The sequence below is a fragment of the Candidatus Dorea massiliensis AP6 genome (assembly GCF_964245105.1).
Classification (GTDB): domain Bacteria; phylum Bacillota; class Clostridia; order Lachnospirales; family Lachnospiraceae; genus Laedolimicola; species Laedolimicola intestinihominis.
On the sequence record NZ_CAXTKW010000002.1, the window covers coordinates 24,538 to 49,726 of the forward strand.

Below are 25,189 nucleotides of genomic sequence, written 5' to 3' on the forward strand. Positions count from 1 at the left end.
CGGAAAGTTTGTGAAATTTATAAAAACTTTTCCTCCACTTTTTTTGAAAAAAACCTTGCAATTCCCCGGAACTTCCTGTATAATTGCAACTGTTGTGACATTGATAGCTATGAAGCGTGAGGTTGCTGCCCATGAGGCAGGTTTTCCGTGGAGCGAATGTCAAGTTAGGAAACTGGCGACAAGTCACTGTACAAAATAACTGTCCATGCAGAGCCATGGAAACAACGTGTTGTTCGAATTCAGAGTTGGGACACACACGGGAGAGTGTACAGTCACCGCTTGTCGTACTGGTCTTTAAAAGTACGAAAAGGAGGCGACTTTTTTTATGGCAAGTCAAGTAATGAGAATCACACTGAAAGCGTATGACCATCAGCTGGTGGATGCATCCGCAAAGAAGATCATCGAAACTGTAAAGAAGAATGGAGCACAGGTGAGCGGACCGGTTCCCCTTCCTACCAAGAAAGAGGTAGTTACCATTCTGAGAGCTGTACACAAGTACAAAGACTCCAGAGAGCAGTTCGAGCAGAGAACTCATAAGAGACTGATTGATATCATTACCCCGACCCAGAAGACAGTAGATGCTCTGTCCAGACTGGAGATGCCGGCAGGTGTTTACATCGATATCAAAATGAAAAACAAGTAATCCTTCAGCTAGAATGAACACATTCGTGTTCCGCTGTAGAGAAATAAGGAGGAAAAGAAATGAAGAAAGCTATTTTAGCAACAAAAGTCGGAATGACGCAGATTTTCAATGAAGACGGCGTACTGACACCGGTTACAGTTCTTCAGGCAGGCCCCTGTGTAGTAACTCAGGTTAAGACTGTAGAGAACGACGGATACAGCGCAGTGCAGGTCGGATTCACAGACAAGAGAGAGAAGCTTGTGAACAAGGCTCAGAAGGGTCATTTCAACAAAGCAGGCGTATCTTACAAGAGATATGTGAGAGAGTTCAGATTTGAAGATGCTGAGAGCTACGCTCTGGCACAGGAGATTAAGGCTGACATCTTTGCCGCTGGCGATAAGATTGACGCAACCGCTATTTCCAAGGGTAAAGGATTCCAGGGTGCTATCAAGAGACATGGTCAGCACAGAGGACCCATGGCTCACGGTTCCAAGTTCCACCGTCATGCTGGTTCCAATGGTGCCTGCTCCGATCCGAGCAAGGTATTCAAGGGAAAAGGAATGCCTGGTCAGATGGGTCACAAGAAGATCACCATCCAGAACCTTGAGGTTGTCCGCGTAGACGCAGAGAAGAATCTGCTTCTGGTAAAAGGCGCAGTACCGGGCCCCAAGAAGTCTCTGGTTACTATCAAGGAAACAGTAAAGGTTAGCAAATAATCTTTAGCGGAAAGGAGGACTTACAGATGGCAACAGTATCTGTTTACAATATGGAAGGAAATGAAGTTGGCACAATCGACTTAAACGATGCTGTATTCGGTGTGGAAGTAAACGAGCACCTGGTACACATGGCGGTTGTAGCACAGCTTGCAAATAAGCGTCAGGGAACGCAGAAAGCAAAGACCCGTTCTGAAGTATCCGGCGGCGGAAGAAAGCCCTGGAGACAGAAGGGAACCGGTCATGCAAGACAGGGTTCAACAAGAGCTCCCCAGTGGACTGGCGGCGGCGTTGTGTTCGCACCCACACCGAGAGATTACACCATTCGTCTGAACAAGAAGGAGAAGAGACTGGCACTTAAGTCTGCTCTGACCTCCAGAGTTCTTGAGAACAAGCTTATCGTAGTAGACGAGCTGAAGTTCGACGAAGTTAAGACAAAGAATTTCGCAAACGTAATGAACAACCTGAAGGCTTCCAAGGCTCTGGTAGTTCTGAACGAGAACGATGCAAACGTAGTATTATCCGCAAGAAATATTCCTACAGTTAAGACTGCTTTGACCAATACCATCAACGTATTCGATATCCTGAAGTACAACACGGTTATCGTAACCAAGGCAGCTGTAGCAACAATCGAGGAGGTGTACGCATAATGGCAGACGTAAAGTACTATGATGTCATCCAGAAGCCGGTTATCACCGAGAAGAGCATGGATGCTATGGGCGATAAGAAGTATACTTTCCTGGTTCATACAGATGCAACCAAGACTCAGATTAAAGAGGCTGTTGAGAAGATGTTTGCCGGCACAAAGGTAAAGAGCGTCAACACCATGAATCTGGACGGAAAGAAGAAGAGACGTGGAACAGCAGTAGGTAAGACCGCTAAGACTAAGAAGGCTATCGTACAGCTGACCGCTGAGAGCGCAGATATCGAGATTTTCGAGGGGTTATAAGACTTAGCGAAACAGAGCTGAAGGCGATAGTTGAGCCTTAGTCGGACCCCGTTCGCGAACCTTAGCGAGGCATTGCCGAGCTTAGTGGAGCGAACGTCCCAGACAAGAAGCGCACCATATAGGCGGCTCCAACCGCCTGACAACTAATAATTTGAACAGAACGAAAGGAGAGAAATGTAATGGGTATCAAGACATATAATCCATATACACCTTCCAGAAGACACATGACTGGTTCTGATTTCTCTGAGATTACCAAGAAGGAGCCGGAGAAGGCACTGCTGGTATCCCTGAGCAAGAACGCAGGTCGTAACAACCAGGGTAAAATCACTGTAAGACACCGCGGAGGCGGAAGCAGAAGAAAATACAGAATCATCGATTTCAAGAGAAATAAAGACGGTATCCCCGCAACTGTAATCGGTGTAGAGTATGACCCGAACCGTACAGCAAACATCGCACTGATCTGCTACGCAGACGGCGAGAAAGCATATATCCTTGCACCCCAGGGCCTGAAGGATGGCATGAAGGTCATGAACGGACCGGAAGCCGAGGTAAGAGTAGGAAACTGCCTGCCCCTTTCCGAGATTCCTGTAGGTACTCAGGTACACAACATTGAGCTGCACCCGGGCAAGGGCGGACAGATGGTTCGTTCCGCAGGAAACAGCGCACAGCTCATGGCTAAGGAAGGCAAGTACGCAACACTTCGTCTGCCGTCCGGAGAGATGAGAATGGTTCCTTTAAATTGCAGAGCTACTATCGGAGTTGTAGGAAATGCTGAGCACAACCTGATCAACATCGGTAAGGCTGGACGCAAGCGTCACATGGGTATCCGTCCGACAGTCCGCGGTTCCGTAATGAACCCGAACGACCATCCGCATGGTGGTGGAGAAGGAAAGACCGGTATTGGTCGTCCTGGTCCCTGCACACCGTGGGGCAAGCCCGCTCTTGGTTTGAAGACGAGAAAGAAGAACAAGAAGTCCAATAAGCTGATCGTTAGAAGAAGAGACGGCAGAACATTCAAGTAAGGAGGAAAACACATGGCTCGCTCATTAAAAAAAGGACCATTTGCAGATGAGAGCTTACTGAAAAAGGTAGACGCAATGAATGAAGCAGGCGACAAGTCCGTTATTAAGACCTGGTCCCGCCGCTCCACTATCTTCCCGCAGATGGTTGGTCATACAATCGCAGTTCACGACGGAAGAAGACACGTTCCGGTATATATCACAGAGGATATGGTAGGACATAAGCTCGGAGAGTTCGTTCCGACCAGAACCTACCGTGGACACGGAAAAGACGAGAAGAAGTCTAAGCGTTAATTAAAGCGTCAAATCATTTGAAAGGAGACTCATCCAAATGGCTAAGGGACATAGAAGTCAGATTAAGAGAGAAAGAAATGCCCAGAAGGATACAAGACCGTCAGCAAAGCTTTCCTACGCTCGCGTATCTGTTCAGAAGGCATGCTTCGTATTAGATGCCATTCGTGGCAAAGATGTGGAGACAGCACTTGGTATTGTAATGTACAATCCGCGTTACGCTTCCACTCTGGTAGAGAAATTATTAAAGTCAGCAATCGCAAATGCTGAGAACAACAACGGAATGAACCGTGATAACCTTTACGTAGCAGAGTGCTACGCAAACAAGGGACCGACAATGAAGAGAATCAGACCGAGAGCACAGGGCCGGGCATACAGAATCGAGAAGAGAATGAGCCACATCACAATCGTGCTTGATGAGAAATAGGAGGTAAAGCATGGGACAGAAAGTTAATCCGCACGGCCTCAGAGTCGGCGTTATTAAAGATTGGGATTCCAGATGGTATGCAGAAGATTCCTTTGCTGATTATCTTGTAGAGGACTACAACATCCGTAAATTCCTGAAGAAGAAGCTTTACAGCGCAGGTGTTTCCAAGATCGAAATCGAGCGCGCTTCTGACAGAGTAAAGATTATCATCTACACCGCAAAGCCGGGCGTTGTTATCGGTAAGGGCGGTTCTGAGATTGAGAAGGTAAAGGCTGAGCTTGCTCAGTACACCGATAAGAAGCTTATCGTAGATATCAAAGAGATTAAGAGACCGGACCGCGACGCACAGCTGGTTGCTGAGAACATCGCACTTCAGCTGGAGAACCGTGTGTCCTTCCGCCGCGCTATGAAGTCCACCATGGGCAGAACCATGAAGGCAGGCGCTAAGGGAATCAAGACGGCTGTTGCAGGCCGTGTTGGCGGAGCCGATATGGCTCGTACCGAGTTTTACAGCGAGGGAACTATCCCGCTGCAGACACTGAGAGCAGATATTGACTACGGATTCGCTGAGGCAGATACCACCTACGGCAAGATTGGCGTAAAGGTATGGATCTACAAAGGCGAGGTACTTCCGACGAAAGGAAACAAGGAAGGGAGCGATAAATAATGTTAATGCCGAAGAGAGTAAAGCGTCGTAAACAGTTCCGCGGTTCCATGGCTGGTAAGGCCCTGAGAGGCAACAAGATCACCATGGGCGAGTTCGGTATCGTCGCTACAGAGCCGTGTTGGATTAAATCAAACCAGATTGAGGCAGCCCGTATTGCCATGACCCGTTACATGAAGCGTGGCGGTAAAGTCTGGATCAAAATTTTCCCGGATAAGCCGGTTACAGCAAAGCCTGCCGAGACTCGTATGGGTTCCGGAAAGGGTACACTGGAGTACTGGGTAGCAGTCGTTAAGCCGGGCCGTGTAATGTTCGAAGTTGCAGGCGTACCGGAGGAAACAGCTAGAGAAGCACTTCGTCTTGCAATGCACAAGCTGCCCTGCAAGTGTAAGATCGTTTCTAAAGCAGACTTAGAAGGCGGTGATAACAGTGAAGAGTAATAAGTATGTTGAAGAATTAAAGGCAAAATCTGCTGCGGAATTAAATGAGGAATTAGTAGCTGCGAAAAAGGAACTGTTCAACTTAAGATTCCAGAACGCAACCAATCAGCTTGATAACACTAGCAGAATTAAGGAAGTTCGCAAGAACATCGCCAGAATTCAGACTGTTATCGCGCAGAAGGCGAATGCGTAATAAGGCGGAAGGAGAATTATCGTGGAAAGAAATCTGAGAAAAACACGTGTCGGCAAGGTCGTAAGCGATAAAATGGACAAGACCATCGTTGTTGCTGTTGAGGAGCACGTTAAGCATCCGCTGTACAAGAAGATTGTGAAGGATACTTACAAGCTGAAGGCTCATGACGAGAACAATGAGTGCCACGTAGGTGATACCGTAAAGGTTATGGAGACGAGACCGCTGTCCAAGGACAAGAGATGGAGACTCGTTGAAATCATGGAGAAAGCGAAATAAGGTAAGGAGGTTACCGGAATGGTACAGCAGGAAACCAGACTCAAGGTGGCAGACAATACCGGTGCAAAAGAGCTTCTTTGCATCCGCGTAATGGGCGGTTCCACCAGAAGATATGCAAACATCGGTGACATCATCGTTGCCAGCGTCAAAGATGCAACACCCGGCGGAGTTGTAAAGAAGGGCGACGTTGTAAAAGCCGTAGTCGTTCGTACAGTAAAGGGCGCTCGTCGTAAAGACGGATCTTACATCAAGTTTGACGAGAATGCGGCAGTTATCATCAAGGATGACAAGAATCCGAGAGGAACCCGTATTTTTGGACCAGTAGCAAGAGAGCTTCGTGAAAAGCAGTTTATGAAAATTGTTTCACTTGCTCCGGAAGTATTATAGGAGGGTGCCAAATGTCTACAGTTAAGATTAAAAAAGGTGATACCGTTAAGGTTATTGCCGGCGCAGACAAGGATAAAGAGGGCAAAGTTATTGCCGTCAATCATAAAAACAACACTGTAATCGTAGAAGGCGTTAATATGATTACAAAGCACACCAAGCCTTCCATGGCAAACCAGAATGGCGGAATTATTCACCAGGAGGCTCCTATCGACCTGTCCAACGTAATGTACAGCCTGAAGGGCAAAGCTACAAGAGTTGGCTTCAAGATGGATGGAGACAAGAAAGTCCGCTATGCGAAAGCAACTGGCGAAGTAATTGATTAATCAAGGAAGGAGGTCGCAGAAAGTTGAGTAGACTGAAAGAAAAGTATACGAATGAAATCGTAGACGCAATGACAAAGAAATTTGGATACAAGAACATTATGGAAGTTCCGAAGCTCGACAAGATCGTCATCAACATGGGCGTTGGCGAGGCAAAGGACAATGCGAAGGTTCTGGAATCTGCTGTAAAGGATATGGAGACCATTACCGGACAGAAAGCAGTTCTGACCAGAGCAAAGAACTCTGTTGCGAACTTCAAGATCAGAGAGGGTATGGCAATCGGCTGCAAGGTTACACTTCGCGGCGAGAAAATGTACGAGTTTGCTGACCGTCTGATCAACCTGGCACTTCCCCGTGTGCGTGACTTCCGTGGTGTAAACCCGAACGCATTTGACGGACGCGGAAACTATGCGCTGGGTATCAAAGAGCAGTTAATTTTCCCCGAAATTGAATACGATAAGGTAGACAAGGTAAGAGGTATGGACGTTATCTTCGTTACAACTGCAAAGACTGACGAAGAAGCCCGCGAGTTACTGACATTATTCAATATGCCGTTCACAAAATAGGATAGGAGGAAAATTTCATGGCTAAGACAGCAATGAAGGTTAAGCAGCAGCGGAAACAGAAATTCGCAGTTAGAGAGTACAATCGCTGCAGAATCTGCGGCCGTCCGCATGCATATCTGAGAAAATACGGAATCTGCAGAATCTGCTTCCGTGAGTTAGCATACAAGGGCCAGATCCCTGGCGTTAAGAAAGCAAGCTGGTGATATTGAACACTTAATGAAAGCGAGCCGAAGGCGAAGCTTGAATTTAGTGTGAAAATCCACCTGGACACTTAGTGAAGCCAAGCCCGCAGGGCGAAGGCTGAGCTTAGTGACCATGGTGTACCGATTGATTTACCGATTTACCGCTTGTAAGAACCAAAATAGGAGGTATAAAACAAGTCATGGCATTAACAACGAATGATCCCATCGCGGATATGCTTACAAGAATTCGTAATGCAAACACCGCTAAACATGATACCGTTGATGTACCCGCTTCCAAGATGAAGATCGCTATCGCGAACATTCTGGTAGACGAGGGATACATTGCAAAATACGATCTCGTAGAAGACGGAAACTTCAAGACCATCCGCATTACCCTGAAGTATGGTAAGGATAAGAACGAGAAGATCATCTCCGGTCTGAAGAGAATCTCCAAGCCGGGTCTGCGTGTATACGCTAACAAAGAGGAGCTGCCGAAGGTACTGGGCGGCCTGGGAGTTGCTATCATCTCCACAAACAAGGGCGTAATCACAGACAAGGAAGCTCGCGCACAGGGCGTAGGCGGAGAAGTACTTGCATTTGTTTGGTAGGCATTGAACACTTAGCGAAACTGAAGTCCGTAGGACGAAGGTTGAGGTTAGTGTGAAAGCCCTTCCCGAAACTTCATGGTGCCGAGCCGAAAGGCGACGGCAGCATAAAGCTTTCGTGGAAGTGTATATATGGCCACTGAGTAAATTCGGGTGGTCGCAACTGAAAACAGAGAAGCCAAAGCAGCTTCTCCGAAAATCTAAGTTTTAGGAGGAAAAAGGCATGTCACGAATTGGTAGACATCCGGTAGCCGTTCCCGCTGGCGTAACAGTAACCATCGAGGAAGGCAACAAGGTGACCGTTAAAGGTCCGAAGGGCGAACTGGTAAGAGTACTGCCCGCAGAGATGGAAATTAAGCTTGAAGATGGTCAGGTAGTCGTTACAAGACCGAATGACCTGAAGAAGATGAAATCCTTACATGGTCTGACAAGAACTCTGATTCACAACATGGTAGTTGGCGTAAGCGAGGGATATCAGAAGACTCTTGAAGTAAACGGTGTAGGTTACAAGGCACAGAAGTCCGGCAATAAGCTGACCCTGTCTCTTGGATATTCTCATCCGGTAGAGATGATCGATCCGGAAGGACTTGAGTCTGCAGTAGACGGCAACAAGATTATCGTTAAGGGTATCGATAAGGAAAAGGTTGGCCAGTACGCAGCAGAGATCCGCGACAAGAGAAGACCTGAGCCGTACAAGGGCAAGGGAATCAAGTATGCTGATGAAGTTATCAGACGTAAAGTCGGTAAGACTGGTAAAAAATAAGTAAGGAGAGTATAAAAATGGTTAGTAAGAAATCAAGAAGCGAAGTTCGCGTAAATAAGCATAGAAAATTACGTAATCATATCAGCGGAACTGCTGAGAGACCGCGTTTGGCTGTGTTTAGAAGCAATAATCATATGTATGCTCAAATTATTGACGATACAGTCGGAAATACTCTGGTAGCAGCATCCACTATGGAAAAGAGTGTAAAGGCTGAGCTTGAGAAAACCAACAACGTTGATGCAGCAGCATACCTTGGAAAAGTAATCGCAGAGAAGGCTCTGGAAAAGGGTATCAAGACCGTTGTCTTTGACAGAGGCGGCTTTATCTATCAGGGCAAGATTCAGGCACTGGCAGACGCAGCCCGTGAGGCTGGATTGGAATTCTAGGAAAGGAAGGAAAAAGACAGATGAGACATGAGATTATCGACCCGAGTCAGCTTGAATTAACTGACAAGGTAGTGTCAATTAAGCGTGTAAGCAAAACTGTCAAGGGTGGTCGTACCATGCGTTTCACCGCTCTGGTAGTTGTCGGTGACGGCAACGGACATGTTGGCGCCGGTCTTGGAAAAGCGACTGAGATTCCGGAAGCAATCCGCAAGGGCAAAGAGGATGCCATGAAGAAGCTGGTAACCGTTGCAATTGACGAGAACAACAGTATTACACATGATTATATCGGAAAGTTCGGCAGCGCATCCGTACTGCTGAAGAGAGCACCGGAAGGTACTGGTGTTATCGCTGGAGGCCCGGCCCGTAACGTGCTGGAGCTTGCAGGTATCAAGAATATCCGTACCAAGTCTCTTGGTTCCAACAACAAGCAGAACGTTGTTCTGGCTACCATCGAGGGTCTGAAGGCACTGAAGACTCCGGAAGAAGTTGCTAAGAACCGTGGAAAATCCGTAGAAGAGATCACGAACTAGGAGGATACGGACAATGGCAGATAAGTTAAAGATTACATTGGTAAAATCCCCGATCGGAGCCATCCCGAAGCAGCGCGCAACTGTAGAGGCACTTGGCCTTCGTAAGGTAAACAAGACAGTTGAGATGCCGGATAACGAGGCAGTCAGAGGAATGATCTGGCATGTAAGACATCTGGTAAAGGTAGAAGAGATTTAATTATAATAACGGAATAGGAGGTGTCACAATGGACTTATCAAATTTGCAGTACGCAGAAGGTTCCAAGCAGAGCGGAAACTTCCGTAGAGGTCGTGGACACGGTTCAGGAAATGGTAAGACAGCTGGTAAGGGTCATAAGGGTCAGAAGGCTCGTTCTGGAGCACCGAGACCGGGCTTTGAGGGCGGTCAGATGCCGTTATACAGAAGACTTCCGAAGAGAGGCTTCACAAACAGAAATTCCAAGGTTATCGTTGGAATTAATGTAAGCGCTCTGGAAGTATTCGAGAACGACGCAGTTGTATCTGTAGAGACTCTGCTGGAGCAGGGAATCGTTAAGAATCCGAAGGATGGCGTTAAGATCCTTGGAAATGGCGAGCTTACAAAGAAGCTCACAGTACAGGCAAATGCTTTCTCCGAGGGAGCAAAAGCAAAAATTGAGGCTCTTGGTGGAAAAGCAGAGGTGATCTAATGTTCAAAACATTACAGAACGCATTTAAGATCAAGGATATCCGACAGAAGCTGATTTATACCTTTCTGATGCTTGTGGTTGTCAGACTTGGTTCTCAGCTGCCGGTTCCGGGCGTGAATCGCACCTTTTTTGCGAACTGGCTTGCAGCTCAGACCGGTGATGCATTCAATCTTCTGGATGCTTTCACCGGCGGCTCTCTGGCCAGCATGTCCATTTTTGCGTTAGGAATCAACCCGTACATTACATCTTCCATTATCATCCAGCTCCTTACCATCGCAATTCCCAAGCTTGAGGAAATGCAGAAGGATGGCGAGGACGGACGGAAGAAGCTTCAGAATATCACCCGTTACGTAACTGTAGCGCTGGCTCTCATCGAGGGTATTGCCATGACCGTAGGTTTTGGTAATCAGGGTCTTCTGGAGAACGCGACCTGGTACAACATGGCTGTTGTAGTGGTTGCGCTGACAGCCGGTTCCGCATTCTTAATGTGGGTCGGTGAGCGTATCAACCAGAACGGTGTAGGAAACGGTATCTCTATCGTCCTCCTGATCAACATCGTATCCCGTATGCCGGATGACTTTGTAACGCTGTATACAAAGTTTATGAGTGGCAAGAGCGTGGCTATGGCAGTTCTGGCAGCTTTGATTATCATCGCTGTCATCATTGTAACAGTCGTATTCGTTATCATTCTTCAAGACGGAGAGCGCAGAATCCCCGTTCAGTACAGCAAAAAGCTTCAGGGCAGAAAGGTGATTGGCGGACAGAGCACCAACATTCCGATGAAGGTCAACACCGCAGGAGTTATTCCGGTCATCTTCGCTTCATCCCTGATGTCATTCCCGGGTATCATTCTTGCTCTTCTGGGTAAGAGTGCAGGAACCGGAATCGGTGGCAAGATTATCACCGGCTTAAGTTCCAGCAGCTGGTGTAATCCTCAGCAGCCCATCTATTCGCTGGGATTGCTGCTTTACATCGTATTGGTAGTCTTCTTTGCTTACTTCTATACATCCATTACCTTCAACCCGTTGGAGATTGCGGATAACATGAAGAAGCAGGGTGGCTTCATCCCCGGCATCCGTCCGGGCCGGCCTACTTCAGACTATCTGACAAAAATTCTGAATTACATTATTTTTGTCGGTGCAATCGGCCTGATTATTGTATGTGTCGTACCGATCTTCTTCAATGGAGTATTCGGAGCAAGTGTTTCTTTCGGAGGAACATCCATCATCATCGTAGTAGGTGTTGTTCTGGAGACCATCAAGCAGATCGAATCTCAGATGGCAGTACGTTACTACAAGGGCTTCTTGAACGACTAAGAGGTAAACTTCTGTTACTGTGAACGAAGTGAACAGTAACACACTTCCGGCCTGTGCGGGACCCCGTTTCCGTACAGGCTTTCGGAAGTTTTATGGCAATTTTGCAGAGGAAATGCGAACAGCGCATTTCGAGAAGAGGAGTAACATTATGAAAATCATCATGTTAGGAGCACCGGGCGCCGGAAAAGGCACACAGGCGAAGAAAATAGCTGACAAATATCAGATCCCGCACATTTCCACGGGCGATATTTTCAGAGCAAATATAAAGGAAGGCACAGAGCTTGGCAAGAAAGCAAAGTCCTACATGGATCAGGGACAGCTGGTACCGGATGAGCTGACACTGGAGCTTATCATGGATCGGTTCCAGAATCCGGACTGCAAGAACGGCTATGTGCTGGACGGTTTCCCCCGTACCATTCCGCAGGCTGAGGCACTGACCGAAGCACTGGCAAAGAAGGGTGAGACCATTGACTACGCAATCAACGTGGAAGTACCGGATGAGAATATCATCAACCGTATGGGCGGCCGGAGAGCCTGCCTGGCATGCGGCTCCACTTATCATATTGTATATGCTCCGACCAAGGTTGAGGGCATCTGCGATCGCTGCGGCGAGAAGCTGGTTCTGCGTGATGACGACAAGCCGGAGACCGTAAAGAACCGTCTGAATGTATATCACAATCAGACCCAGCCGCTGATCGAGTATTACACCAAGCAGGGCAAGCTTGCAGAGGTGGACGGAACTCAGAGTATGGAAGACGTGTTTAACGCCATTGTCAAGATTTTAGGAGCGTAATTATGTCGGTTACAATTAAATCTGCCAGAGAAATCGAATTGATGCGCACAGCAGGCAAGCTGCTGGAAGAGGTTCACAACGAGCTTGCGGCTTTTGTAAAGCCGGGCATTTCTACCCTGGATATTGATCGTTTGGGCGAGAAGCTCATCCGGGAGAGAGGATGTATTCCAAACTTCCTGAACTATAACGGATATCCGGCTTCTATCTGTGTATCTGTGAATGACGAGGTCGTACATGGAATTCCCCATGCGGAGCATATCCTTCAGGAGGGCGATATCGTCAGCCTGGACGCAGGTCTGATTTACAAGGGCTATCACTCCGACGCGGCCCGCACCCATGCGGTAGGCAAGGTAAGTCCCGAAGCCCAGAAGCTGATGGACGTTACCAAGCAGAGCTTCTTCGAGGGCATCAAGATGGCGAAGGCCGGAAATCATCTGCATCAGATTTCCGCAGCGATTAACGATTACGTTGACCAGTTCGGCTACGGCGTTGTCCGTGATCTGGTAGGCCATGGAATCGGAACCCATCTGCATGAGGATCCGCAGATTCCGAACTTCCGTCAGCACCGCAGAGGCATTAAGCTGGTGCCGGGTATGACCCTGGCTATCGAGCCCATGATCAATGCGGGTACCTGGGAGGTCGCATGGCTGGACGACGACTGGACCGTAGTGACCGATGACGGTTCCCTTTCCGCTCATTACGAGAACACCATTTTGATTACCGATGGTGAGCCGGAAATTCTGACTCTGACACTGTAAAAAGTGACCGATGGAGAAATCTATGGAGAGAGTGGAGACAGGAATGTTCGCCAGATCAAAGGCCGGACATGATAAAGGTAAATTATATATCATATTAAGAACAGAAGGCGAATATGTATATCTGACAGATGGGAAGCTTCGCCCTATGGCGAACCCGAAAAAGAAGAAGATCAAGCATATCCAGCCTATGTACAGGACACCCGAAGGCCGGGACCTGACGAAAATAACCGATGTTGACGTAAAACGGGCCATTGTGCTTCACGAAAAGGAGGAAGAACATGTCAAAAGCGGATGTAATTGAAATCGAAGGAACAGTAGTGGAGAAGCTGCCGAACGCAATGTTTCAGGTAGAGCTGGAGAACGGACACCAGGTTCTCGCCCACATCAGCGGAAAGCTCCGCATGAACTTCATCCGGATTCTGCCGGGTGACAAGGTAACGATTGAGATGTCCCCGTATGATCTGTCCAAGGGACGGATTATCTGGAGAGATAAATAAGCTTTTATGAGAACAGGCCTTTTGCCCGTGAATGAAGGTTCAGAGACGGGCAGAGGGCCTGTTTTTATGGTGAAAAACTTGACGAATAGAGAGCTGTCACAGTATAATAAACTGATTAAACAGGAATTTCAATACAAATACAGTGGATCAAAGGAGTAATTACAAATGGCAAGTCTGTGGGGCGGAAGATTTGAGAAAGATATGGATGATATTGTAAAGAAATACAATGCATCTATTTTTTTTGATCAGAGAATGTACAACGAGGACATCGACGGCAGTATTGCCCATGTGACCATGCTGGGTAAGCAGGGCATCGTGTCTGAGGAGGAGAAGGAGCAGATTATCGCAGGTCTGAAGGCGATTCGTCAGGATATCGCGGACGGAAAGATTGTATTCAATGTGGATGATGAGGATATCCATATGGGAATCGAGAGCCGTCTCATCGAGCGCATCGGGGACGTGGGTAAGAAGCTGCATACTTCCAGAAGCCGGAACGATCAGTGTCAGGTGGACATCCGTCTGTATCTGAGAAAAGAGATTTATGAGATTTTGAACAGCCTGTGTTATCTGGAGAGTGTCATTCTGGAGAAGGCGGAGAAGTACGCGGATCAGATTACCGTGGGCTTTACCCATTTGCAGCATGCGCAGCCCATTACCATTGGCTTTGTATTTATGGCTTATTTCCAGATGTTCAAGAGAGATATTGAGCGTCTGATGGATACCGTAGAGCGTCTGAATTACAACCCGCTGGGCGCCTGCGCCCTGGCCGGAACTACCATGCCGATTGACCGTCATCTGACCAGTGAGCTGCTTCATTTTAAAGCACCCACGGAGAATGCCATGGATACCGTCAGCGACCGTGACTACAGCCTGGAGTTTTTAAGCGACGCTTCTATCTCCATGATGCATCTGTCCCGCTGGGCAGAGGAGTTCGCATGGTGGAACTCTTCTGAGTTTTCCTATATCGCCATCGACGACAGCTTCTGCACCGGAAGCAGCATTATGCCCCAGAAGAAGAACCCGGATATGGCGGAGCTGATTCGTGGTAAGGTAGGCCGTGTATACGGTGACCTGATGCAGCTTCTAACCGTTATGAAGGGAACAGCTCTGGCGTACAATAAGGACTTCCAGGAGGACAAGGAGAGCGTCTTCGACGCCATCGACACCTGGAAGGCCACCATCGACATTTTCGCGAAGATGCTGGACAAGACTGAGTTCCGGATGGATCAGATCGAGAAGCAGCTGGGCAAGGGCTTCCTGAACGCCACCGACATCGCGGAGCATTTCGCAAAGCAGGGCATTCCGTTCCGGGAGGCGCACTCCATCGTGGGCCATATGGTAAAGACCTGCGAGAACAAGGGCTGCGATTTCGAAGATCTGACCGACGAGGATCTGCAGGCCATCGACAAACGCGTGACCAAAGAGCTGCTGGGCGACATCAGCATCAAGAACTGCGTAGACGCCCGGGTATCCTTCGGCGGAACCGCTCCGTCCGAGGTACGCCGCCAGATCGAGGTGGGCCGTCAGTGGCTGAACAGCCTGGAGCGCTAAAAAGATAGCGAAAAAATTAGCGGTATAAATAAAAAAAGTACTTGCATTCTGAATCCCCGTGTGTTATCATACTAGACGTATGATCTCCACGGGGATTCTGCGCCTGTTTTTAAGTGCGCGTTTTTGGAAGATTCGTGAGATCGGGAACAAGAAACGCCTTGTTTTTCGGCATTTTTCCACTTCAAAACCCAGTTGTGGAAGAGTGAAGAAGAACGAAAGATGTGAAAGGAGGATTTTTACGATGAAAGTAAGATCATCTGTAAAACCCATTTGCGAGAAGTGCAAAATCATCAAGAGAAAAGGTAGTATCAGAGTAATTTGCGAGAATCCGAAGCACAAGCAGCGCCAGGGTTAATTCCGCAGATTGTGATAATCTTGTAGTACAATAGGTATGAGCGGCTGGCATTGAACACTTCGGTGGACACAATGCTTTCATATATATTTGTGAGCAGGAGATTATTCACAATGATATTGCTTAAAACGGAGAAATGCGTACCGCAGAGTATCTGAAAGGTCGGATAAAATATCCGGCTGGATGCGAACTTTCGTATCCCATTTAGGAAAGTGTCAGCGGGCACCTATTAAAAAACGCCCGAACCCAATTTTTTATTAAATGGAGGAATAATCAAATGGCTCGTATTTCTGGTGTAGACTTACCAAGAGAAAAGCGTGTAGAGATTGGTCTGACTTACGTATACGGCATCGGCCGCGTAAGCGCAACCAAGATTCTGGAAGCAGCAAAGGTAAATCCGGATACCCGTGTAAGAGACCTGACTGACGATGAAGTCAAGAGAATCAGCGAAGTAATCGATGCTGACTACATGGTAGAGGGAGATTTAAGACGTGAGATCGCGATGAACATCAAGCGTCTGCAGGAGATTGGATGCTACAGAGGTATCCGTCATCGTAAGGGACTGCCGGTTCGTGGTCAGAAGACAAAGACCAATGCAAGAACTCGCAAGGGTCCGAAGAGAACAGTAGCAAACAAGAAAAAGTAGGCATTGAGCACTTAGCGAATGCAAGCGCAAGGCGCGCAGCATGAGGTTAGTGCGAAAGCCCACCCGGACACTTAATGAATTCCGAGCAAAGCGAGAGAATGAATTTAGTGACCGTGGTGTTACCTTAATAATTAAGAAAGTAGGTTAGTTTAAAATGGCGAAAGTTACAAAGAAAGTGACAAAAAAGCGCGTAAAGAAAAACGTTGAACGCGGACAGGCACATATTCAGTCATCTTTTAACAACACAATCGTTACCCTGACAGATACCGAAGGAAACGCTCTGTCATGGGCAAGTGCCGGTGGTCTGGGATTTAGAGGTTCAAGGAAATCTACTCCGTATGCTGCACAGATGGCAGCTGAGACTGCAACCAAGGCAGCTTTAGTACATGGACTCAAGACTGTAGACGTTATGGTTAAGGGACCGGGTTCAGGCCGTGAGGCAGCAATCCGTGCACTTCAGGCATGTGGTCTGGAGGTAACCAGTATTCGTGACGTAACACCCGTTCCGCACAACGGATGCCGTCCGCCCAAGCGTAGAAGAGTCTAATTTAGGAGGTACGTAAGTTATGGCAGTCAATCGTGTTCCGGTTTTAAAAAGATGTCGTTCCCTTGGTCTGGAGCCGACAGTATTAGGAATTGATAAGAAGTCCACAAGAGAGTTAAAGAGAGCAAACAGAAAGATGTCCGAGTACGGACTTCAGCTTCGTGAGAAGCAGAAAGCGAAATTCATCTACGGCGTACTTGAGAAGCCGTTCCGCAACTACTACAAGAGAGCGGACAGAATGAAGGGCCAGACCGGTGAGAACCTGATGGTTATCCTGGAGAGCAGACTGGACAACGTTGTTTTCCGTCTTGGCCTTGCGAGAACCAGAAGAGAGGCTCGTCAGATCGTTGACCACAAGCACATTCTGGTAAACGGCAAGCAGGTGAACATCCCGTCCTACCTTGTAAAGGCTGGCGATGTGATCGAAATCAAAGAGAAGTGCAAGGGCTCTCAGAGATACAAGGATATCGTAGAGGCAACTGCAGGAAGACTGGTTCCGGAGTGGCTTGAGGCTGACCTCGAGGCTCTGAAGGGAACTGTAAAAGAGCTTCCGAGCAGAGAAGTCATCGACGTTCCGGTTGATGAGATGCTTATCGTCGAGCTGTATTCTAAGTAATTCTGAATATATATCGACAGCATAACACCCAAACAAAATGTGAAGGAGGAGCCTTTTAGTGTTCGAGTTTAATAAACCGAAAATTGAGATTGCAGAGATTTCAAATGATAAGAAGTATGGAAAATTTGTGGTTGAGCCGCTTGAGAGAGGCTATGGTACGACACTGGGCAATTCACTGAGAAGAATCATGCTTTCTTCGTTACCGGGTGCAGCAGTCAGCCAGGTGAAGATCGAAGGCGTTCTGCATGAGTTCAGTTCTATTCCGGGAGTTAAGGAAGATGTAACTGAGATCATCATGAACATCAAGAATCTGGCCATTCGGAATACAAGCGACAGCAACGAAGCGAAAGTCGCCTACATCGAGTTCGATGGAGAGGGCGTAGTCACAGCAGCTGATATTCAGGCAGATCCCGATATCGAGATTCTGAACCCGGAGCTTGTCATCGCTCATCTGAACGGCGGCGCAGACAGCAAGCTGTACATGGAGCTGACGATTACGAAGGGCAGAGGCTATGTGAGTGCAGATAAGAATAAGAATCCGGATCTCCCCATCGGAGTGATCGCGATCGATTCTATCTATACACCCGTTGAGCGTGTAAATATGACAGTGCAGGATACCCGTGTAGGTCAGGTAACTGACTACGATAAGCTGACACTTGACGTATATACCAACGGAACCCTGGTTCCGGATGAGGCTGTCAGCCTTGCTGCAAAGGTACTGAGCGAGCATCTGAGCCTGTTCATCGACCTGTCCGAGAATGCCAAGACCGCAGAGGTTATGGTAGAGAAAGAGGACAATGAGAAGGAAAAAGTGCTTGAAATGAGCATTGACGAGCTGGAGCTTTCCGTTCGTTCCTTCAACTGCTTGAAGAGAGCAGGAATCAATACAGTAGAAGAACTTTGCAACAGAACTCCGGAGGATATGATGAAGGTTCGTAACCTGGGTCGTAAGTCCCTGGAGGAGGTACTTGCAAAACTGAAGGAGCTGGGTCTCCAGCTGAACCCAAGCGAAGAGTAATCTTCGCTTGGGTGATACGTAAACACTATGGAAGAAAGCCCTCCCCAGTAAGACCGAAGACGCATGGGGATGCGGCTCCACAGATGGAGGAAAATCAAAATGGCAAAGTATAGAAAACTGAGCAGAACATCCAGCCAGAGAAAGGCTCTCCTGAGAAATCAGGTAACCGCTCTTCTGGAGAACGGCAAGATTGTAACAACCGAGGCTAAGGCGAAGGAAGTTCGCAAGATTGCTGAGGGACTGATCGCACTGGCAGTAAGAGAGAAGGACAACTTCGATACTGTTACTGTAACCGCTAAGGTTCCGCGTAAGGACGCTGACGGAAAGCGCGTAAAGGAAGTTGTAGACGGCAAGAAGGTTACCGTATACGACGAAGTAGAGAAGACCATCAAAAAGGATCAGCCGTCCAGACTGCATGCCAGACGTCAGATGCTGAAGGTTCTCTACACTGTAACTGAGGTTCCGACCGCAGCTGCAGGAAAGAAGAAGAACACCAAGAAGGTTGACCTGACAGCGAAGCTGTTCGACGAGATCGCACCGAAGTACGCAAGCCGCAATGGTGGTTACACCAGAATCGTAAAGATCGGCCAGCGTAAGGGCGATGCAGCTATGGAAGTAGTTCTGGAGCTGGTATAAGCCTTAACGAATTGTTCGAGATTCTTTGATTGAACTTAGAATGCCCCCGGGCTGGAGAAATCCGACGCGGGGGCATTTTTATGATACGAACTGGAAAATTCTGGGTGAACCATCCGGCGCAGAATATGGGTGAAATATGCATTTTTCTTGCACTTTCTTTCCATGGATAGTAAAATAATATCAAGTATGTAATGCGCCTGCGCATAAGGCGCACTTTTCATCATGCAGTCTGGATAAAAAGGATCCACAGAGGAGGACAAATTATGATATCACAGGAATGCTACGAGCTTGGCAGCAAAAGTTCTGTTATAAGAGAGATTTTTTCCTACGGACTGAAGAGAAAGGCTGAGATAGGCGAGGATAAAGTCTATGATTTCAGCCTGGGCAATCCCAGCATCCCGGCGCCGGAATCCGTGAAAAAGGCGATTTTGGAGCTGATGGAGCTGCCGCCGGAAAAAGTTCACGCATATTCTCCGGCACCGGGTGATCCGAAGGTGCGTACGGCCATTGCAGATTCTTTGAATCGTCGTTTCGGCGAGAGCTTCCGAATGGAAAATATCTTTATGACCTGCGGAGCTGCAGCTTCCCTGAATATCTGTCTGAAAGCCCTGCTAAACGCAGGAGAAGAAGTCATTACCTTTGCGCCGTTCTTCCCGGAGTATCGTGTCTGGGTCGAGGGCGTGGGTGCTACCCTGAACGTAATCCCGGCGAAGTTGCCGGATTTCCAGATCGACGCAGCAGCCTTCGGGCAGGCTATCACACCGAAGACCAAGGTGGTTATTGTAAATACCCCGAATAATCCCTCAGGAGTTGTCTATTCCGAGGAAACAATCAAGAATCTTTGCACAATACTGAAAAAGAAATCCGAGGAGTATGGTGCGCCCATTTATCTGATTACTGATGAACCTTACCGGGAGATCGTGTACGATGATATTAAGGTGCCTTACCTGACAAAGTATTATGACAACACGTTGGTTTGCTATTCCTACAGCAAATCTCTGTCCCTGCCGGGCGAGCGTATCGGGTATATTGTCATTCCGGATCGCATTGCCGACCATGAGCATGTGGCTCCGGCCATCGCGGGCGCTGCCCGGGTGCTGGGCTTTGTGTGCGCGCCGTCCCTGTTTCAGCAGGTGGTGGCAAAGTGCGTGGACGATACCGGAGATATTTCCGCCTATAAGAAGAATCGGGACATTCTGGTGGACGGCCTCAAGCAAATCGGCTACACTTGTGTAAAACCTCAGGGAGCCTTCTATCTGTTCATGAAGGCGTTGGAGGAGGACGCCTACGCTTTTTGTGAGCGTGCAAAGAAGTTTGACCTGCTTCTGGTACCCAGCGACGATTTTGGCTGCCCGGGCTATGTGCGGATTTCCTACTGCGTATCCGAGAAGACCATTGTGGATTCCATGCCGGCCTTTGAGAAGCTGATGGAGGAATATAGAACGAATGCTGTTTAATTCGCTGCAATTTGCAATCTTTTTCCCTGTGGCGGCGCTTATTTACTTCGTAATTCCGAAGAAAATGCGCTGTCTCTGGCTTCTTCTTGCAAGCTACGTATTTTATATGAGCGCCAGCCCGAAATACGTGGTCTTTCTGCTGTTCTCCACGCTGGTCACCTACGCTGGCGGCCTATTGGTGGAGCGGGCGGAAGCGAAAAAGAAGAAATTTTATATGGGGCTGACCTTTCTGTGCAGCCTGGGCGTGTTGGGCCTTTTGAAGTATTTTGATTTCCTGCTGGGTAATGTAAATGCATTGCTTGGGCTTGCGGGGATTGCTCCTGTAAACAAGCCTTTCAGCATCGGCCTGCCGGTGGGAATCTCCTTTTATACCTTCCAGTCCCTGGGCTATATGGTGGACGTCTATCGGGGCGACACAAGGGCAGAACGGAACATTCTGAATTACGCCCTGTTCGTGTCCTTCTTCCCGGTGATTTTGTCTGGCCCCATCGAGCGCTCCGGCAATCTGCTCCGCCAGATTCGAGAGCTTCCGGAGAAAGCCCTGTGGAATTATGGGCGGGTGGCGGGCGGCCTGACGCTGCTCTTATTTGGCCTGTTCCAGAAAATGGTCATCGCGGACCGGATTGCCATTCTGGCCAATCAGGTCTTTGACAACTATCACATGTATGGCACCTTCGGCCTGACCGTGGGAGCCATTGCCTATACGATTCAGATTTACTGCGATTTCGCCAGCTATTCCATGATGGCCTTCGGCGTGGCGAAGGTGCTGGATTTTGGGATCATCGAGAACTTCCAGACGCCCTATTTCTCGCGGTCCATGCGGGAGTTCTGGCGCAGATGGCACATCTCCTTAAGCAGCTGGTTCCGGGATTATCTCTATATTCCCCTGGGCGGCAGCCGCTGTGGGAAATGGCGCAGATATTTCAATCTGATGGTGACCTTCCTGGCCAGCGGTCTGTGGCACGGCGCCAGCTGGAGCTTCGTGGTCTGGGGCGGACTGCATGGGCTTTATCAGGTCATTGGATATGAACTGCGGGGTATGAAGGACCGTATCAATGAAAAGCTGCATACAAAGACGGATTGTCTCAGCTACAAGCTGGGGCAGGTGCTGGTAACCTTCTGCCTGACGGCCTTTGCCTGGATCTTTTTCCGGGCGGGCAGCCTCAGGGATGCTTTCGGCTATATCCGTCGGATGGTGACCAAGCCGGATCCCTGGTGTCTGTTTAATGGAGAACTTTATAATCTGGGCCTGGATCGGGTAGAAATGAATGTATTGTTCGTTGGTCTTCTGATTTTACTGCTGGTGGATTTGGTTCGATACTTCAAAAAGCAGCAGTTGGATGTTTATTTGGCAAAGCAGAATCTCTGGTTCCGGTGGGGCGTGCTGCTGGCGCTGATTGCGGCGGTGGCCATCTTTGGCATCTACGGGCCGGGATATGACGCCCAGCAGTTTATCTATTTCCAGTTTTAGGAGAATTACATGAAAAAGAAACTAATCGGTACGGTTGTATTTCTGGCGCTGGCGGCGGGGCTTCTGTGGAAGCTGAACGATGCGTTCCGTCTCAAGCAGGAGGACGGCATCGTTCCCATGGAGCTCTTTTACGAGCAGGAGCCGGGGACCATCGACGTGATGTTCTACGGAAGCAGCCATACCTATTCCGATATCAACCCGGCGGTGCTTTGGGATCAGGAGGGGATCTCCTCCTACGATCTGGCGGGGAGCCTGCAGCCCCTCTGGAACACCTATTATTACATGAAGGAGAGCCTGAAGTATCAGACACCTAAGGTCATGGTGGTGGAGCTGGTGCGGGCCATCGAGGGCCGGGACTACATCGAGGAGGCCCGGACGGTAACCAACACCTTCGGCATGAAATTTTCGAAAGATAAGATCGAAGCTATTCGGGTCAGCACGCCGGACAATCTGATTCCCTATCTGTTGGGTTATCCGGTGTATCATTCCCGGTATACGGAGCTTTCCCGGGCGGATTTCGCGGCGTATCGGGGTGATCCCCACGGCAAGGCCTCCAAGGGCTATTATCCGCTGTATGTGACGAAAGCCTATGACTCCATGGCAGATATGAGTGAGATCACCGAAAGCAGCGACCTGGCTCCCAAGTCCGAGGAATATCTGCGGAAAATCATTGCATTGGCAAAAGAAGAGGACATTCCGCTGGTGTTTATGATTTCCCCTTATCAGGGCATCATCGAGAGCGAGCAGATGATTTTTAACCGATGCGGGGAAATCGCGGAGGAGGAGGGTATTCCGTTCCTGGATTTCAACCGGATGTACGATGAACTGGGGCTTAACCCGGAGACGGATATGGCGGAGGCTTCCCATCTGAATTATCGGGGAACCGGGAAGCTGAGCCGTTATCTGGCTGGGTGGCTGGCGTCAAACTATGATCTGGCCGATCATCGGGGCGATGAGACTTATGCCAGTTGGGAGGAAAATGCGGCCGACTGGAAGCAGAAGGACGCAAACCAGATGCTGACAGAGGAGGAAGGCTGGTATGATTTCCTGCAGCTACTTTCGGAAAATGAGGGAACCTATACCTATGTGATTGGTCTGACCGGCGCTTATGACAATGGAGAGCAGCCCATCGGCGAGGTGCTCTCGGAGCTTGGCGTGCCGGAGGAGGTGCTGGAACAGGGTGGTGTCTTTATCGGTGGCGTGGACGGCGGAACCGTGTTGCCTGGCGGAGCGGATGGTTCCTGTGTGCTGGAGTTTGCGGCTTCCGATCTGGAAGTGAAGGGCAGCGGGGGAAATCAGTCTGTCGTGTATAGTGGTGAGAGTGAGTTAAAAACGCTTAATGGTATCAATGTGCTGGTGTATGACCATTTCACCGAGAGTCTGGTGACGGCGGTGGGTTTTGACGCTGAGAACGGATATACCTGTGTGCATTAATGCAAAAACAGTCTCGCAAAATATATATTTTTAAGGATGCAGCAGGCGAGATAGATGATAAAAAAACAGGGTAATTTACAAAATATTAAGAAAGATTCTATGACATATTAAAAATATATCGCTAGAATAAAAACAGTTGCTGTTCTGAGTTACTTTTTTCGACAGAAAATTTGGAAGGAAGAGCGGGAACAGCAACAGCAGAGGTAAGAAATGAAATACGAACATATGGAGCCTGCCCGCTTCGTCTCCCGGTCCAATCGGTTTGTGGCTTACGTGGAGCAGAACGGCCAGCAGGAGATCTGCCATGTGAAAAACACGGGCCGCTGTAAGGAGCTGCTGATTCCCGGCGCGGAGCTGTATGTGCAGCGCTTCGATAACCCGGCCCGGAAGACGGCGCTCGACCTGGTTTCCGTGAAAAAAGGTAAGCAGTGGGTGAATATGGATTCCCAGGCTCCCAACAAGGTGGTGGCGGAATGGCTGAAGGCAGGCGGACTGGGCATGACAGACATCTTTGTGAAGCCCGAGTGCAAGTATGAGAATTCCCGATTTGACTTTTATCTGGAATATGCGGGCCGTAAGGCCTTTATGGAGGTCAAGGGCGTGACCCTGGAGGAGGATGGCGTGGCCCGTTTTCCGGACGCGCCCACCGAGCGGGGCGTGAAGCATATGGAGGAGCTGATGCGCTGTGTCGAGGACGGATATGATGCGTATGTCTGCTTCGTGATACAGATGAAGGGCGTCACGCGGCTGGAGCCCAACGACCGGACTCATCCGGCCTTTGGAGAGGCGCTGCGGAGAGCAGCGAAGGCCGGCGTGAAGGTGCTGGCTTATGACTGCCTGGTGAAGCCGGATGAGCTGAAGATAGACAAGAAAATAGAGGTTTGTCTTTAAGTAAAAAATTTAAAGTTATTTTTAGTAGAAAATAGAGGTTTATTTTTGAAGAAAGATTTGAATGTAGACTGCAATACAAAAAAAGAGGAACAGCAGAAAAAATCGGATGTTACAGCAGTGGGCGACAGCCAGTTGGCCGCTATCGTGCAGCCGCTCCTGTCCTGGTATGACACCCACGCCCGCGTCCTACCTTGGCGGGAGCACCCGGCTCCCTATCGGGTCTGGGTATCGGAAATCATGCTGCAGCAGACGAGAGTGGAGGCGGTAAAGCCCTATTTTGAGCGCTTTATGACGGCGCTTCCCACCATCCGCGATCTGGCGGAGGCTCCCGAGGATGTCATCCTGAAGCTGTGGGAAGGGTTAGGATATTATAACCGTGTCCGAAATATGCAGAAAGCCGCCCGGAAGCTGGTGGCAGAATACGACGGTCAGATGCCTGCGGATTTTGATGCGATTCTGGCACTGCCGGGCATCGGAAGCTACACGGCGGGCGCCATCGCGTCCATTGCCTTCGGCCTGCCCTACCCGGCTGTGGACGGCAATGTGCTCCGGGTTCTGTCCCGCATTGAAAAGAACTATGACGATATCCTGAAGCAGTCGGTAAAACGGCGCTTTGAGCAGGAAGTGAAGGCAGTAATCCCGGCAGACCGGGCCGGTGATTTCAGCCAGTCATTGATCGAGCTGGGAGCTATCGTCTGTGTCCCTAACGGCGCGCCCAAATGCGGAGAATGTCCGCTGGCGGCATTATGCGAGGCACATAAAAATGGCGTGGAGACGGAACTCCCGAAGAAAACTCCGCCCAAAAGCCGCAGAATCGAAGATAAGACGGTTTTGGTACTGGTGTCGGACAATCAGGCTGCCCTCCGCAAACGGCCAGCGAAAGGGCTTCTGGCAGGGCTCTACGAGTTGCCGAACCTGGAAGGCTATCTGAACTCGGAGCAGGTGCTGGATTATGTGAAAGCGGAAGGTCTGTCCGCCATCCGAATCCAGGCGCTTCCGGCGGCAAAGCATATTTTCAGCCACATTGAATGGCATATGGCCGGATATGTGGTGAAGGTAGAGGAGCCGGAGCAGCAGGAAAATGACGCTTCGGACAGCCACGATTCCCCGGGAAAGCTGTTCTTCGTGGAAAAGCAGCAGATGGAAGAGAAATATTCGATTCCGGCGGCTTTTGCGGCCTATACGGAATATTTTAAGCATAGATACTAGAG

36 protein-coding genes and 1 pseudogene are annotated in these 25,189 nt (G+C 49.0%); all 37 read left to right on the forward strand.

The annotated features are described in order from the left end of the window. Window positions 1-325: 325 nt before the first annotated feature. The 37 genes and pseudogenes from rpsJ to mutY all read left to right on the forward strand — a co-directional run bounded on the left by rpsJ (window position 326) and on the right by mutY (window position 25,187). Entirely contained in the window at window positions 326-643 is a 318-nt protein-coding gene (gene rpsJ / locus ACESZP_RS02490; RefSeq protein ID WP_087157539.1) for a 30S ribosomal protein S10, read from the forward strand. Between the two features lie 59 nt (window positions 644-702). Continuing rightward, entirely contained in the window at window positions 703-1,338 is a 636-nt protein-coding gene (gene rplC, locus ACESZP_RS02495) for a 50S ribosomal protein L3 (RefSeq protein WP_178039251.1), read from the forward strand. A gap of 26 nt (window positions 1,339-1,364) precedes the next feature. Continuing rightward, complete coding sequence (gene rplD, locus ACESZP_RS02500; RefSeq protein ID WP_158363593.1) at window positions 1,365-1,985, forward strand: 50S ribosomal protein L4; 621 nt, start codon at window positions 1,365-1,367, stop codon at window positions 1,983-1,985. Further along, window positions 1,985-2,284: a 50S ribosomal protein L23 gene (rplW, locus tag ACESZP_RS02505; RefSeq protein WP_349163835.1), complete on the forward strand. Its 300-nt coding sequence runs from the start codon at window positions 1,985-1,987 to the stop codon at window positions 2,282-2,284. The genes rplD and rplW overlap by 1 nt, the downstream gene beginning before the upstream one ends. A gap of 179 nt (window positions 2,285-2,463) precedes the next feature. Further along, window positions 2,464-3,306: a 50S ribosomal protein L2 gene (gene rplB, locus ACESZP_RS02510; protein WP_178039249.1), complete on the forward strand. Its 843-nt coding sequence runs from the start codon at window positions 2,464-2,466 to the stop codon at window positions 3,304-3,306. A 12-nt stretch (window positions 3,307-3,318) separates the two neighbouring features. After that, window positions 3,319-3,597: a 30S ribosomal protein S19 gene (gene rpsS, locus ACESZP_RS02515; protein WP_158363590.1), complete on the forward strand. Its 279-nt coding sequence runs from the start codon at window positions 3,319-3,321 to the stop codon at window positions 3,595-3,597. 37 nt (window positions 3,598-3,634) lie between these two features. Then, a complete protein-coding gene (rplV, locus tag ACESZP_RS02520; protein ID WP_178039247.1) occupies window positions 3,635-4,021 on the forward strand; it encodes a 50S ribosomal protein L22 in 387 nt (128 codons plus the stop codon). A gap of 10 nt (window positions 4,022-4,031) precedes the next feature. Beyond that, window positions 4,032-4,688: a 30S ribosomal protein S3 gene (gene rpsC, locus ACESZP_RS02525; RefSeq protein WP_499707942.1), complete on the forward strand. Its 657-nt coding sequence runs from the start codon at window positions 4,032-4,034 to the stop codon at window positions 4,686-4,688. Continuing rightward, window positions 4,688-5,125, forward strand: a complete 438-nt coding sequence (rplP, locus tag ACESZP_RS02530; protein ID WP_158363587.1) for a 50S ribosomal protein L16 — start codon at window positions 4,688-4,690, stop codon at window positions 5,123-5,125. The genes rpsC and rplP overlap by 1 nt, the downstream gene beginning before the upstream one ends. Then, entirely contained in the window at window positions 5,115-5,318 is a 204-nt protein-coding gene (rpmC, locus tag ACESZP_RS02535; protein ID WP_158363586.1) for a 50S ribosomal protein L29, read from the forward strand. The genes rplP and rpmC overlap by 11 nt, the downstream gene beginning before the upstream one ends. A gap of 21 nt (window positions 5,319-5,339) precedes the next feature. Further along, window positions 5,340-5,594, forward strand: a complete 255-nt coding sequence (gene rpsQ, locus ACESZP_RS02540) for a 30S ribosomal protein S17 (protein WP_158363585.1) — start codon at window positions 5,340-5,342, stop codon at window positions 5,592-5,594. A gap of 18 nt (window positions 5,595-5,612) precedes the next feature. After that, window positions 5,613-5,981 (forward strand): 50S ribosomal protein L14, encoded by a 369-nt coding sequence (rplN, locus tag ACESZP_RS02545; protein ID WP_158363584.1) that lies wholly within the window; start codon window positions 5,613-5,615, stop codon window positions 5,979-5,981. An 11-nt stretch (window positions 5,982-5,992) separates the two neighbouring features. Continuing rightward, the gene (gene rplX, locus ACESZP_RS02550) at window positions 5,993-6,304 is read left to right on the forward strand and encodes a 50S ribosomal protein L24 (protein ID WP_158363583.1); all 312 of its coding nucleotides are present in this window, start codon (window positions 5,993-5,995) and stop codon (window positions 6,302-6,304) included. Window positions 6,305-6,327: 23 nt separating this feature from the next. Further along, the gene (gene rplE / locus ACESZP_RS02555) at window positions 6,328-6,867 is read left to right on the forward strand and encodes a 50S ribosomal protein L5 (RefSeq protein WP_158363582.1); all 540 of its coding nucleotides are present in this window, start codon (window positions 6,328-6,330) and stop codon (window positions 6,865-6,867) included. Window positions 6,868-6,884: 17 nt separating this feature from the next. Continuing rightward, window positions 6,885-7,070 (forward strand): type Z 30S ribosomal protein S14, encoded by a 186-nt coding sequence (locus ACESZP_RS02560; RefSeq protein WP_158363581.1) that lies wholly within the window; start codon window positions 6,885-6,887, stop codon window positions 7,068-7,070. 179 nt (window positions 7,071-7,249) lie between these two features. Next, a complete protein-coding gene (rpsH, locus tag ACESZP_RS02565; protein ID WP_158363580.1) occupies window positions 7,250-7,657 on the forward strand; it encodes a 30S ribosomal protein S8 in 408 nt (135 codons plus the stop codon). A gap of 220 nt (window positions 7,658-7,877) precedes the next feature. Beyond that, window positions 7,878-8,417, forward strand: a complete 540-nt coding sequence (rplF, locus tag ACESZP_RS02570; protein WP_178039246.1) for a 50S ribosomal protein L6 — start codon at window positions 7,878-7,880, stop codon at window positions 8,415-8,417. 17 nt (window positions 8,418-8,434) lie between these two features. Further along, window positions 8,435-8,803 (forward strand): 50S ribosomal protein L18, encoded by a 369-nt coding sequence (gene rplR, locus ACESZP_RS02575; protein WP_158363578.1) that lies wholly within the window; start codon window positions 8,435-8,437, stop codon window positions 8,801-8,803. Window positions 8,804-8,823: 20 nt separating this feature from the next. Beyond that, window positions 8,824-9,333, forward strand: coding sequence for a 30S ribosomal protein S5 (rpsE, locus tag ACESZP_RS02580; protein WP_158363577.1), 510 nt, complete (start codon window positions 8,824-8,826; stop codon window positions 9,331-9,333). A 13-nt stretch (window positions 9,334-9,346) separates the two neighbouring features. Next, window positions 9,347-9,529 carry a 50S ribosomal protein L30 gene (rpmD, locus tag ACESZP_RS02585; RefSeq protein ID WP_158363576.1) on the forward strand — a complete coding sequence of 61 codons (183 nt, stop codon included), beginning with the start codon at window positions 9,347-9,349 and terminating at the stop codon, window positions 9,527-9,529. Window positions 9,530-9,557: 28 nt separating this feature from the next. Then, entirely contained in the window at window positions 9,558-9,998 is a 441-nt protein-coding gene (gene rplO / locus ACESZP_RS02590; RefSeq protein WP_178039245.1) for a 50S ribosomal protein L15, read from the forward strand. Further along, window positions 9,998-11,314, forward strand: coding sequence for a preprotein translocase subunit SecY (secY, locus tag ACESZP_RS02595; RefSeq protein ID WP_499707943.1), 1,317 nt, complete (start codon window positions 9,998-10,000; stop codon window positions 11,312-11,314). Before rplO ends, secY begins: the two co-directional genes overlap by 1 nt. A 148-nt stretch (window positions 11,315-11,462) precedes the next feature. Continuing rightward, window positions 11,463-12,107, forward strand: coding sequence for an adenylate kinase (locus tag ACESZP_RS02600; RefSeq protein WP_178039243.1), 645 nt, complete (start codon window positions 11,463-11,465; stop codon window positions 12,105-12,107). A gap of 2 nt (window positions 12,108-12,109) precedes the next feature. Further along, the gene (gene map, locus ACESZP_RS02605; protein WP_178039242.1) at window positions 12,110-12,865 is read left to right on the forward strand and encodes a type I methionyl aminopeptidase; all 756 of its coding nucleotides are present in this window, start codon (window positions 12,110-12,112) and stop codon (window positions 12,863-12,865) included. 22 nt (window positions 12,866-12,887) lie between these two features. Beyond that, window positions 12,888-13,166 carry a KOW domain-containing RNA-binding protein gene (locus tag ACESZP_RS02610; RefSeq protein WP_178039241.1) on the forward strand — a complete coding sequence of 93 codons (279 nt, stop codon included), beginning with the start codon at window positions 12,888-12,890 and terminating at the stop codon, window positions 13,164-13,166. Beyond that, complete coding sequence (gene infA, locus ACESZP_RS02615) at window positions 13,144-13,362, forward strand: translation initiation factor IF-1 (RefSeq protein ID WP_158363570.1); 219 nt, start codon at window positions 13,144-13,146, stop codon at window positions 13,360-13,362. Before ACESZP_RS02610 ends, infA begins: the two co-directional genes overlap by 23 nt. Window positions 13,363-13,527: 165 nt before the next feature. Then, window positions 13,528-14,913: an argininosuccinate lyase gene (gene argH, locus ACESZP_RS02620; protein WP_499707944.1), complete on the forward strand. Its 1,386-nt coding sequence runs from the start codon at window positions 13,528-13,530 to the stop codon at window positions 14,911-14,913. 241 nt (window positions 14,914-15,154) lie between these two features. Further along, window positions 15,155-15,268 (forward strand): 50S ribosomal protein L36, encoded by a 114-nt coding sequence (gene rpmJ, locus ACESZP_RS02625; RefSeq protein WP_003497809.1) that lies wholly within the window; start codon window positions 15,155-15,157, stop codon window positions 15,266-15,268. A 274-nt stretch (window positions 15,269-15,542) separates the two neighbouring features. Further along, window positions 15,543-15,911, forward strand: a complete 369-nt coding sequence (gene rpsM, locus ACESZP_RS02630; RefSeq protein ID WP_158363568.1) for a 30S ribosomal protein S13 — start codon at window positions 15,543-15,545, stop codon at window positions 15,909-15,911. A 154-nt stretch (window positions 15,912-16,065) separates the two neighbouring features. Then, on the forward strand, window positions 16,066-16,458 hold the full coding sequence (gene rpsK / locus ACESZP_RS02635) for a 30S ribosomal protein S11 (protein WP_087308020.1): 393 nt from the start codon (window positions 16,066-16,068) through the stop codon (window positions 16,456-16,458). 19 nt (window positions 16,459-16,477) lie between these two features. Then, window positions 16,478-17,071, forward strand: a complete 594-nt coding sequence (gene rpsD / locus ACESZP_RS02640) for a 30S ribosomal protein S4 (RefSeq protein WP_349163825.1) — start codon at window positions 16,478-16,480, stop codon at window positions 17,069-17,071. Window positions 17,072-17,129: 58 nt separating this feature from the next. Beyond that, window positions 17,130-18,089, forward strand: coding sequence for a DNA-directed RNA polymerase subunit alpha (locus tag ACESZP_RS02645; RefSeq protein WP_178039239.1), 960 nt, complete (start codon window positions 17,130-17,132; stop codon window positions 18,087-18,089). Window positions 18,090-18,188: 99 nt separating this feature from the next. Beyond that, complete coding sequence (locus ACESZP_RS02650) at window positions 18,189-18,725, forward strand: L17 family ribosomal protein (RefSeq protein WP_178039238.1); 537 nt, start codon at window positions 18,189-18,191, stop codon at window positions 18,723-18,725. 263 nt (window positions 18,726-18,988) lie between these two features. After that, window positions 18,989-20,182, forward strand: coding sequence for a pyridoxal phosphate-dependent aminotransferase (locus tag ACESZP_RS02655; protein ID WP_178039237.1), 1,194 nt, complete (start codon window positions 18,989-18,991; stop codon window positions 20,180-20,182). Then, window positions 20,172-21,653: an MBOAT family O-acyltransferase gene (locus ACESZP_RS02660; protein WP_178039236.1), complete on the forward strand. Its 1,482-nt coding sequence runs from the start codon at window positions 20,172-20,174 to the stop codon at window positions 21,651-21,653. The genes ACESZP_RS02655 and ACESZP_RS02660 overlap by 11 nt, the downstream gene beginning before the upstream one ends. Before the next feature lie 9 nt (window positions 21,654-21,662). After that, complete coding sequence (locus tag ACESZP_RS02665) at window positions 21,663-23,087, forward strand: hypothetical protein (RefSeq protein ID WP_178039235.1); 1,425 nt, start codon at window positions 21,663-21,665, stop codon at window positions 23,085-23,087. A 210-nt stretch (window positions 23,088-23,297) separates the two neighbouring features. Next, window positions 23,298-25,187, forward strand: a pseudogene (gene mutY, locus ACESZP_RS02670) (A/G-specific adenine glycosylase). Window positions 25,188-25,189 lie beyond the last annotated feature (2 nt).

What these genes read in the sequence shown, in the direction of transcription:
- infA (WP_158363570.1), top strand. Translation starts at nt 13,144, where the DNA reads ATGTCAAAAGCGGATGTAATTGAAATCGAAGGAACAGTAGTGGAGAAG.
- ACESZP_RS02560 (WP_158363581.1), top strand. Translation starts at nt 6,885, where the DNA reads ATGGCTAAGACAGCAATGAAGGTTAAGCAGCAGCGGAAACAGAAATTC.
- ACESZP_RS02660 (WP_178039236.1), top strand. Translation starts at nt 20,172, where the DNA reads ATGCTGTTTAATTCGCTGCAATTTGCAATCTTTTTCCCTGTGGCGGCG.
- rplB (WP_178039249.1), top strand. Translation starts at nt 2,464, where the DNA reads ATGGGTATCAAGACATATAATCCATATACACCTTCCAGAAGACACATG.
- rplR (WP_158363578.1), top strand. Translation starts at nt 8,435, where the DNA reads ATGGTTAGTAAGAAATCAAGAAGCGAAGTTCGCGTAAATAAGCATAGA.
- rpmJ (WP_003497809.1), top strand. Translation starts at nt 15,155, where the DNA reads ATGAAAGTAAGATCATCTGTAAAACCCATTTGCGAGAAGTGCAAAATC.
- rpsE (WP_158363577.1), top strand. Translation starts at nt 8,824, where the DNA reads ATGAGACATGAGATTATCGACCCGAGTCAGCTTGAATTAACTGACAAG.
- ACESZP_RS02655 (WP_178039237.1), top strand. Translation starts at nt 18,989, where the DNA reads ATGATATCACAGGAATGCTACGAGCTTGGCAGCAAAAGTTCTGTTATA.
- rplC (WP_178039251.1), top strand. Translation starts at nt 703, where the DNA reads ATGAAGAAAGCTATTTTAGCAACAAAAGTCGGAATGACGCAGATTTTC.
- rplW (WP_349163835.1), top strand. Translation starts at nt 1,985, where the DNA reads ATGGCAGACGTAAAGTACTATGATGTCATCCAGAAGCCGGTTATCACC.
- rpsH (WP_158363580.1), top strand. Translation starts at nt 7,250, where the DNA reads ATGGCATTAACAACGAATGATCCCATCGCGGATATGCTTACAAGAATT.
- rplP (WP_158363587.1), top strand. Translation starts at nt 4,688, where the DNA reads ATGTTAATGCCGAAGAGAGTAAAGCGTCGTAAACAGTTCCGCGGTTCC.
- rpsC (WP_499707942.1), top strand. Translation starts at nt 4,032, where the DNA reads ATGGGACAGAAAGTTAATCCGCACGGCCTCAGAGTCGGCGTTATTAAA.
- ACESZP_RS02665 (WP_178039235.1), top strand. Translation starts at nt 21,663, where the DNA reads ATGAAAAAGAAACTAATCGGTACGGTTGTATTTCTGGCGCTGGCGGCG.
- rplX (WP_158363583.1), top strand. Translation starts at nt 5,993, where the DNA reads ATGTCTACAGTTAAGATTAAAAAAGGTGATACCGTTAAGGTTATTGCC.
- rpmD (WP_158363576.1), top strand. Translation starts at nt 9,347, where the DNA reads ATGGCAGATAAGTTAAAGATTACATTGGTAAAATCCCCGATCGGAGCC.
- ACESZP_RS02650 (WP_178039238.1), top strand. Translation starts at nt 18,189, where the DNA reads ATGGCAAAGTATAGAAAACTGAGCAGAACATCCAGCCAGAGAAAGGCT.
- ACESZP_RS02610 (WP_178039241.1), top strand. Translation starts at nt 12,888, where the DNA reads ATGGAGAGAGTGGAGACAGGAATGTTCGCCAGATCAAAGGCCGGACAT.
- ACESZP_RS02600 (WP_178039243.1), top strand. Translation starts at nt 11,463, where the DNA reads ATGAAAATCATCATGTTAGGAGCACCGGGCGCCGGAAAAGGCACACAG.
- rplN (WP_158363584.1), top strand. Translation starts at nt 5,613, where the DNA reads ATGGTACAGCAGGAAACCAGACTCAAGGTGGCAGACAATACCGGTGCA.
- rpsM (WP_158363568.1), top strand. Translation starts at nt 15,543, where the DNA reads ATGGCTCGTATTTCTGGTGTAGACTTACCAAGAGAAAAGCGTGTAGAG.
- rpsD (WP_349163825.1), top strand. Translation starts at nt 16,478, where the DNA reads ATGGCAGTCAATCGTGTTCCGGTTTTAAAAAGATGTCGTTCCCTTGGT.
- rplO (WP_178039245.1), top strand. Translation starts at nt 9,558, where the DNA reads ATGGACTTATCAAATTTGCAGTACGCAGAAGGTTCCAAGCAGAGCGGA.
- rpsK (WP_087308020.1), top strand. Translation starts at nt 16,066, where the DNA reads ATGGCGAAAGTTACAAAGAAAGTGACAAAAAAGCGCGTAAAGAAAAAC.
- rplV (WP_178039247.1), top strand. Translation starts at nt 3,635, where the DNA reads ATGGCTAAGGGACATAGAAGTCAGATTAAGAGAGAAAGAAATGCCCAG.
- rplF (WP_178039246.1), top strand. Translation starts at nt 7,878, where the DNA reads ATGTCACGAATTGGTAGACATCCGGTAGCCGTTCCCGCTGGCGTAACA.
- secY (WP_499707943.1), top strand. Translation starts at nt 9,998, where the DNA reads ATGTTCAAAACATTACAGAACGCATTTAAGATCAAGGATATCCGACAG.
- map (WP_178039242.1), top strand. Translation starts at nt 12,110, where the DNA reads ATGTCGGTTACAATTAAATCTGCCAGAGAAATCGAATTGATGCGCACA.
- rplD (WP_158363593.1), top strand. Translation starts at nt 1,365, where the DNA reads ATGGCAACAGTATCTGTTTACAATATGGAAGGAAATGAAGTTGGCACA.
- rpsS (WP_158363590.1), top strand. Translation starts at nt 3,319, where the DNA reads ATGGCTCGCTCATTAAAAAAAGGACCATTTGCAGATGAGAGCTTACTG.
- argH (WP_499707944.1), top strand. Translation starts at nt 13,528, where the DNA reads ATGGCAAGTCTGTGGGGCGGAAGATTTGAGAAAGATATGGATGATATT.
- rpsJ (WP_087157539.1), top strand. Translation starts at nt 326, where the DNA reads ATGGCAAGTCAAGTAATGAGAATCACACTGAAAGCGTATGACCATCAG.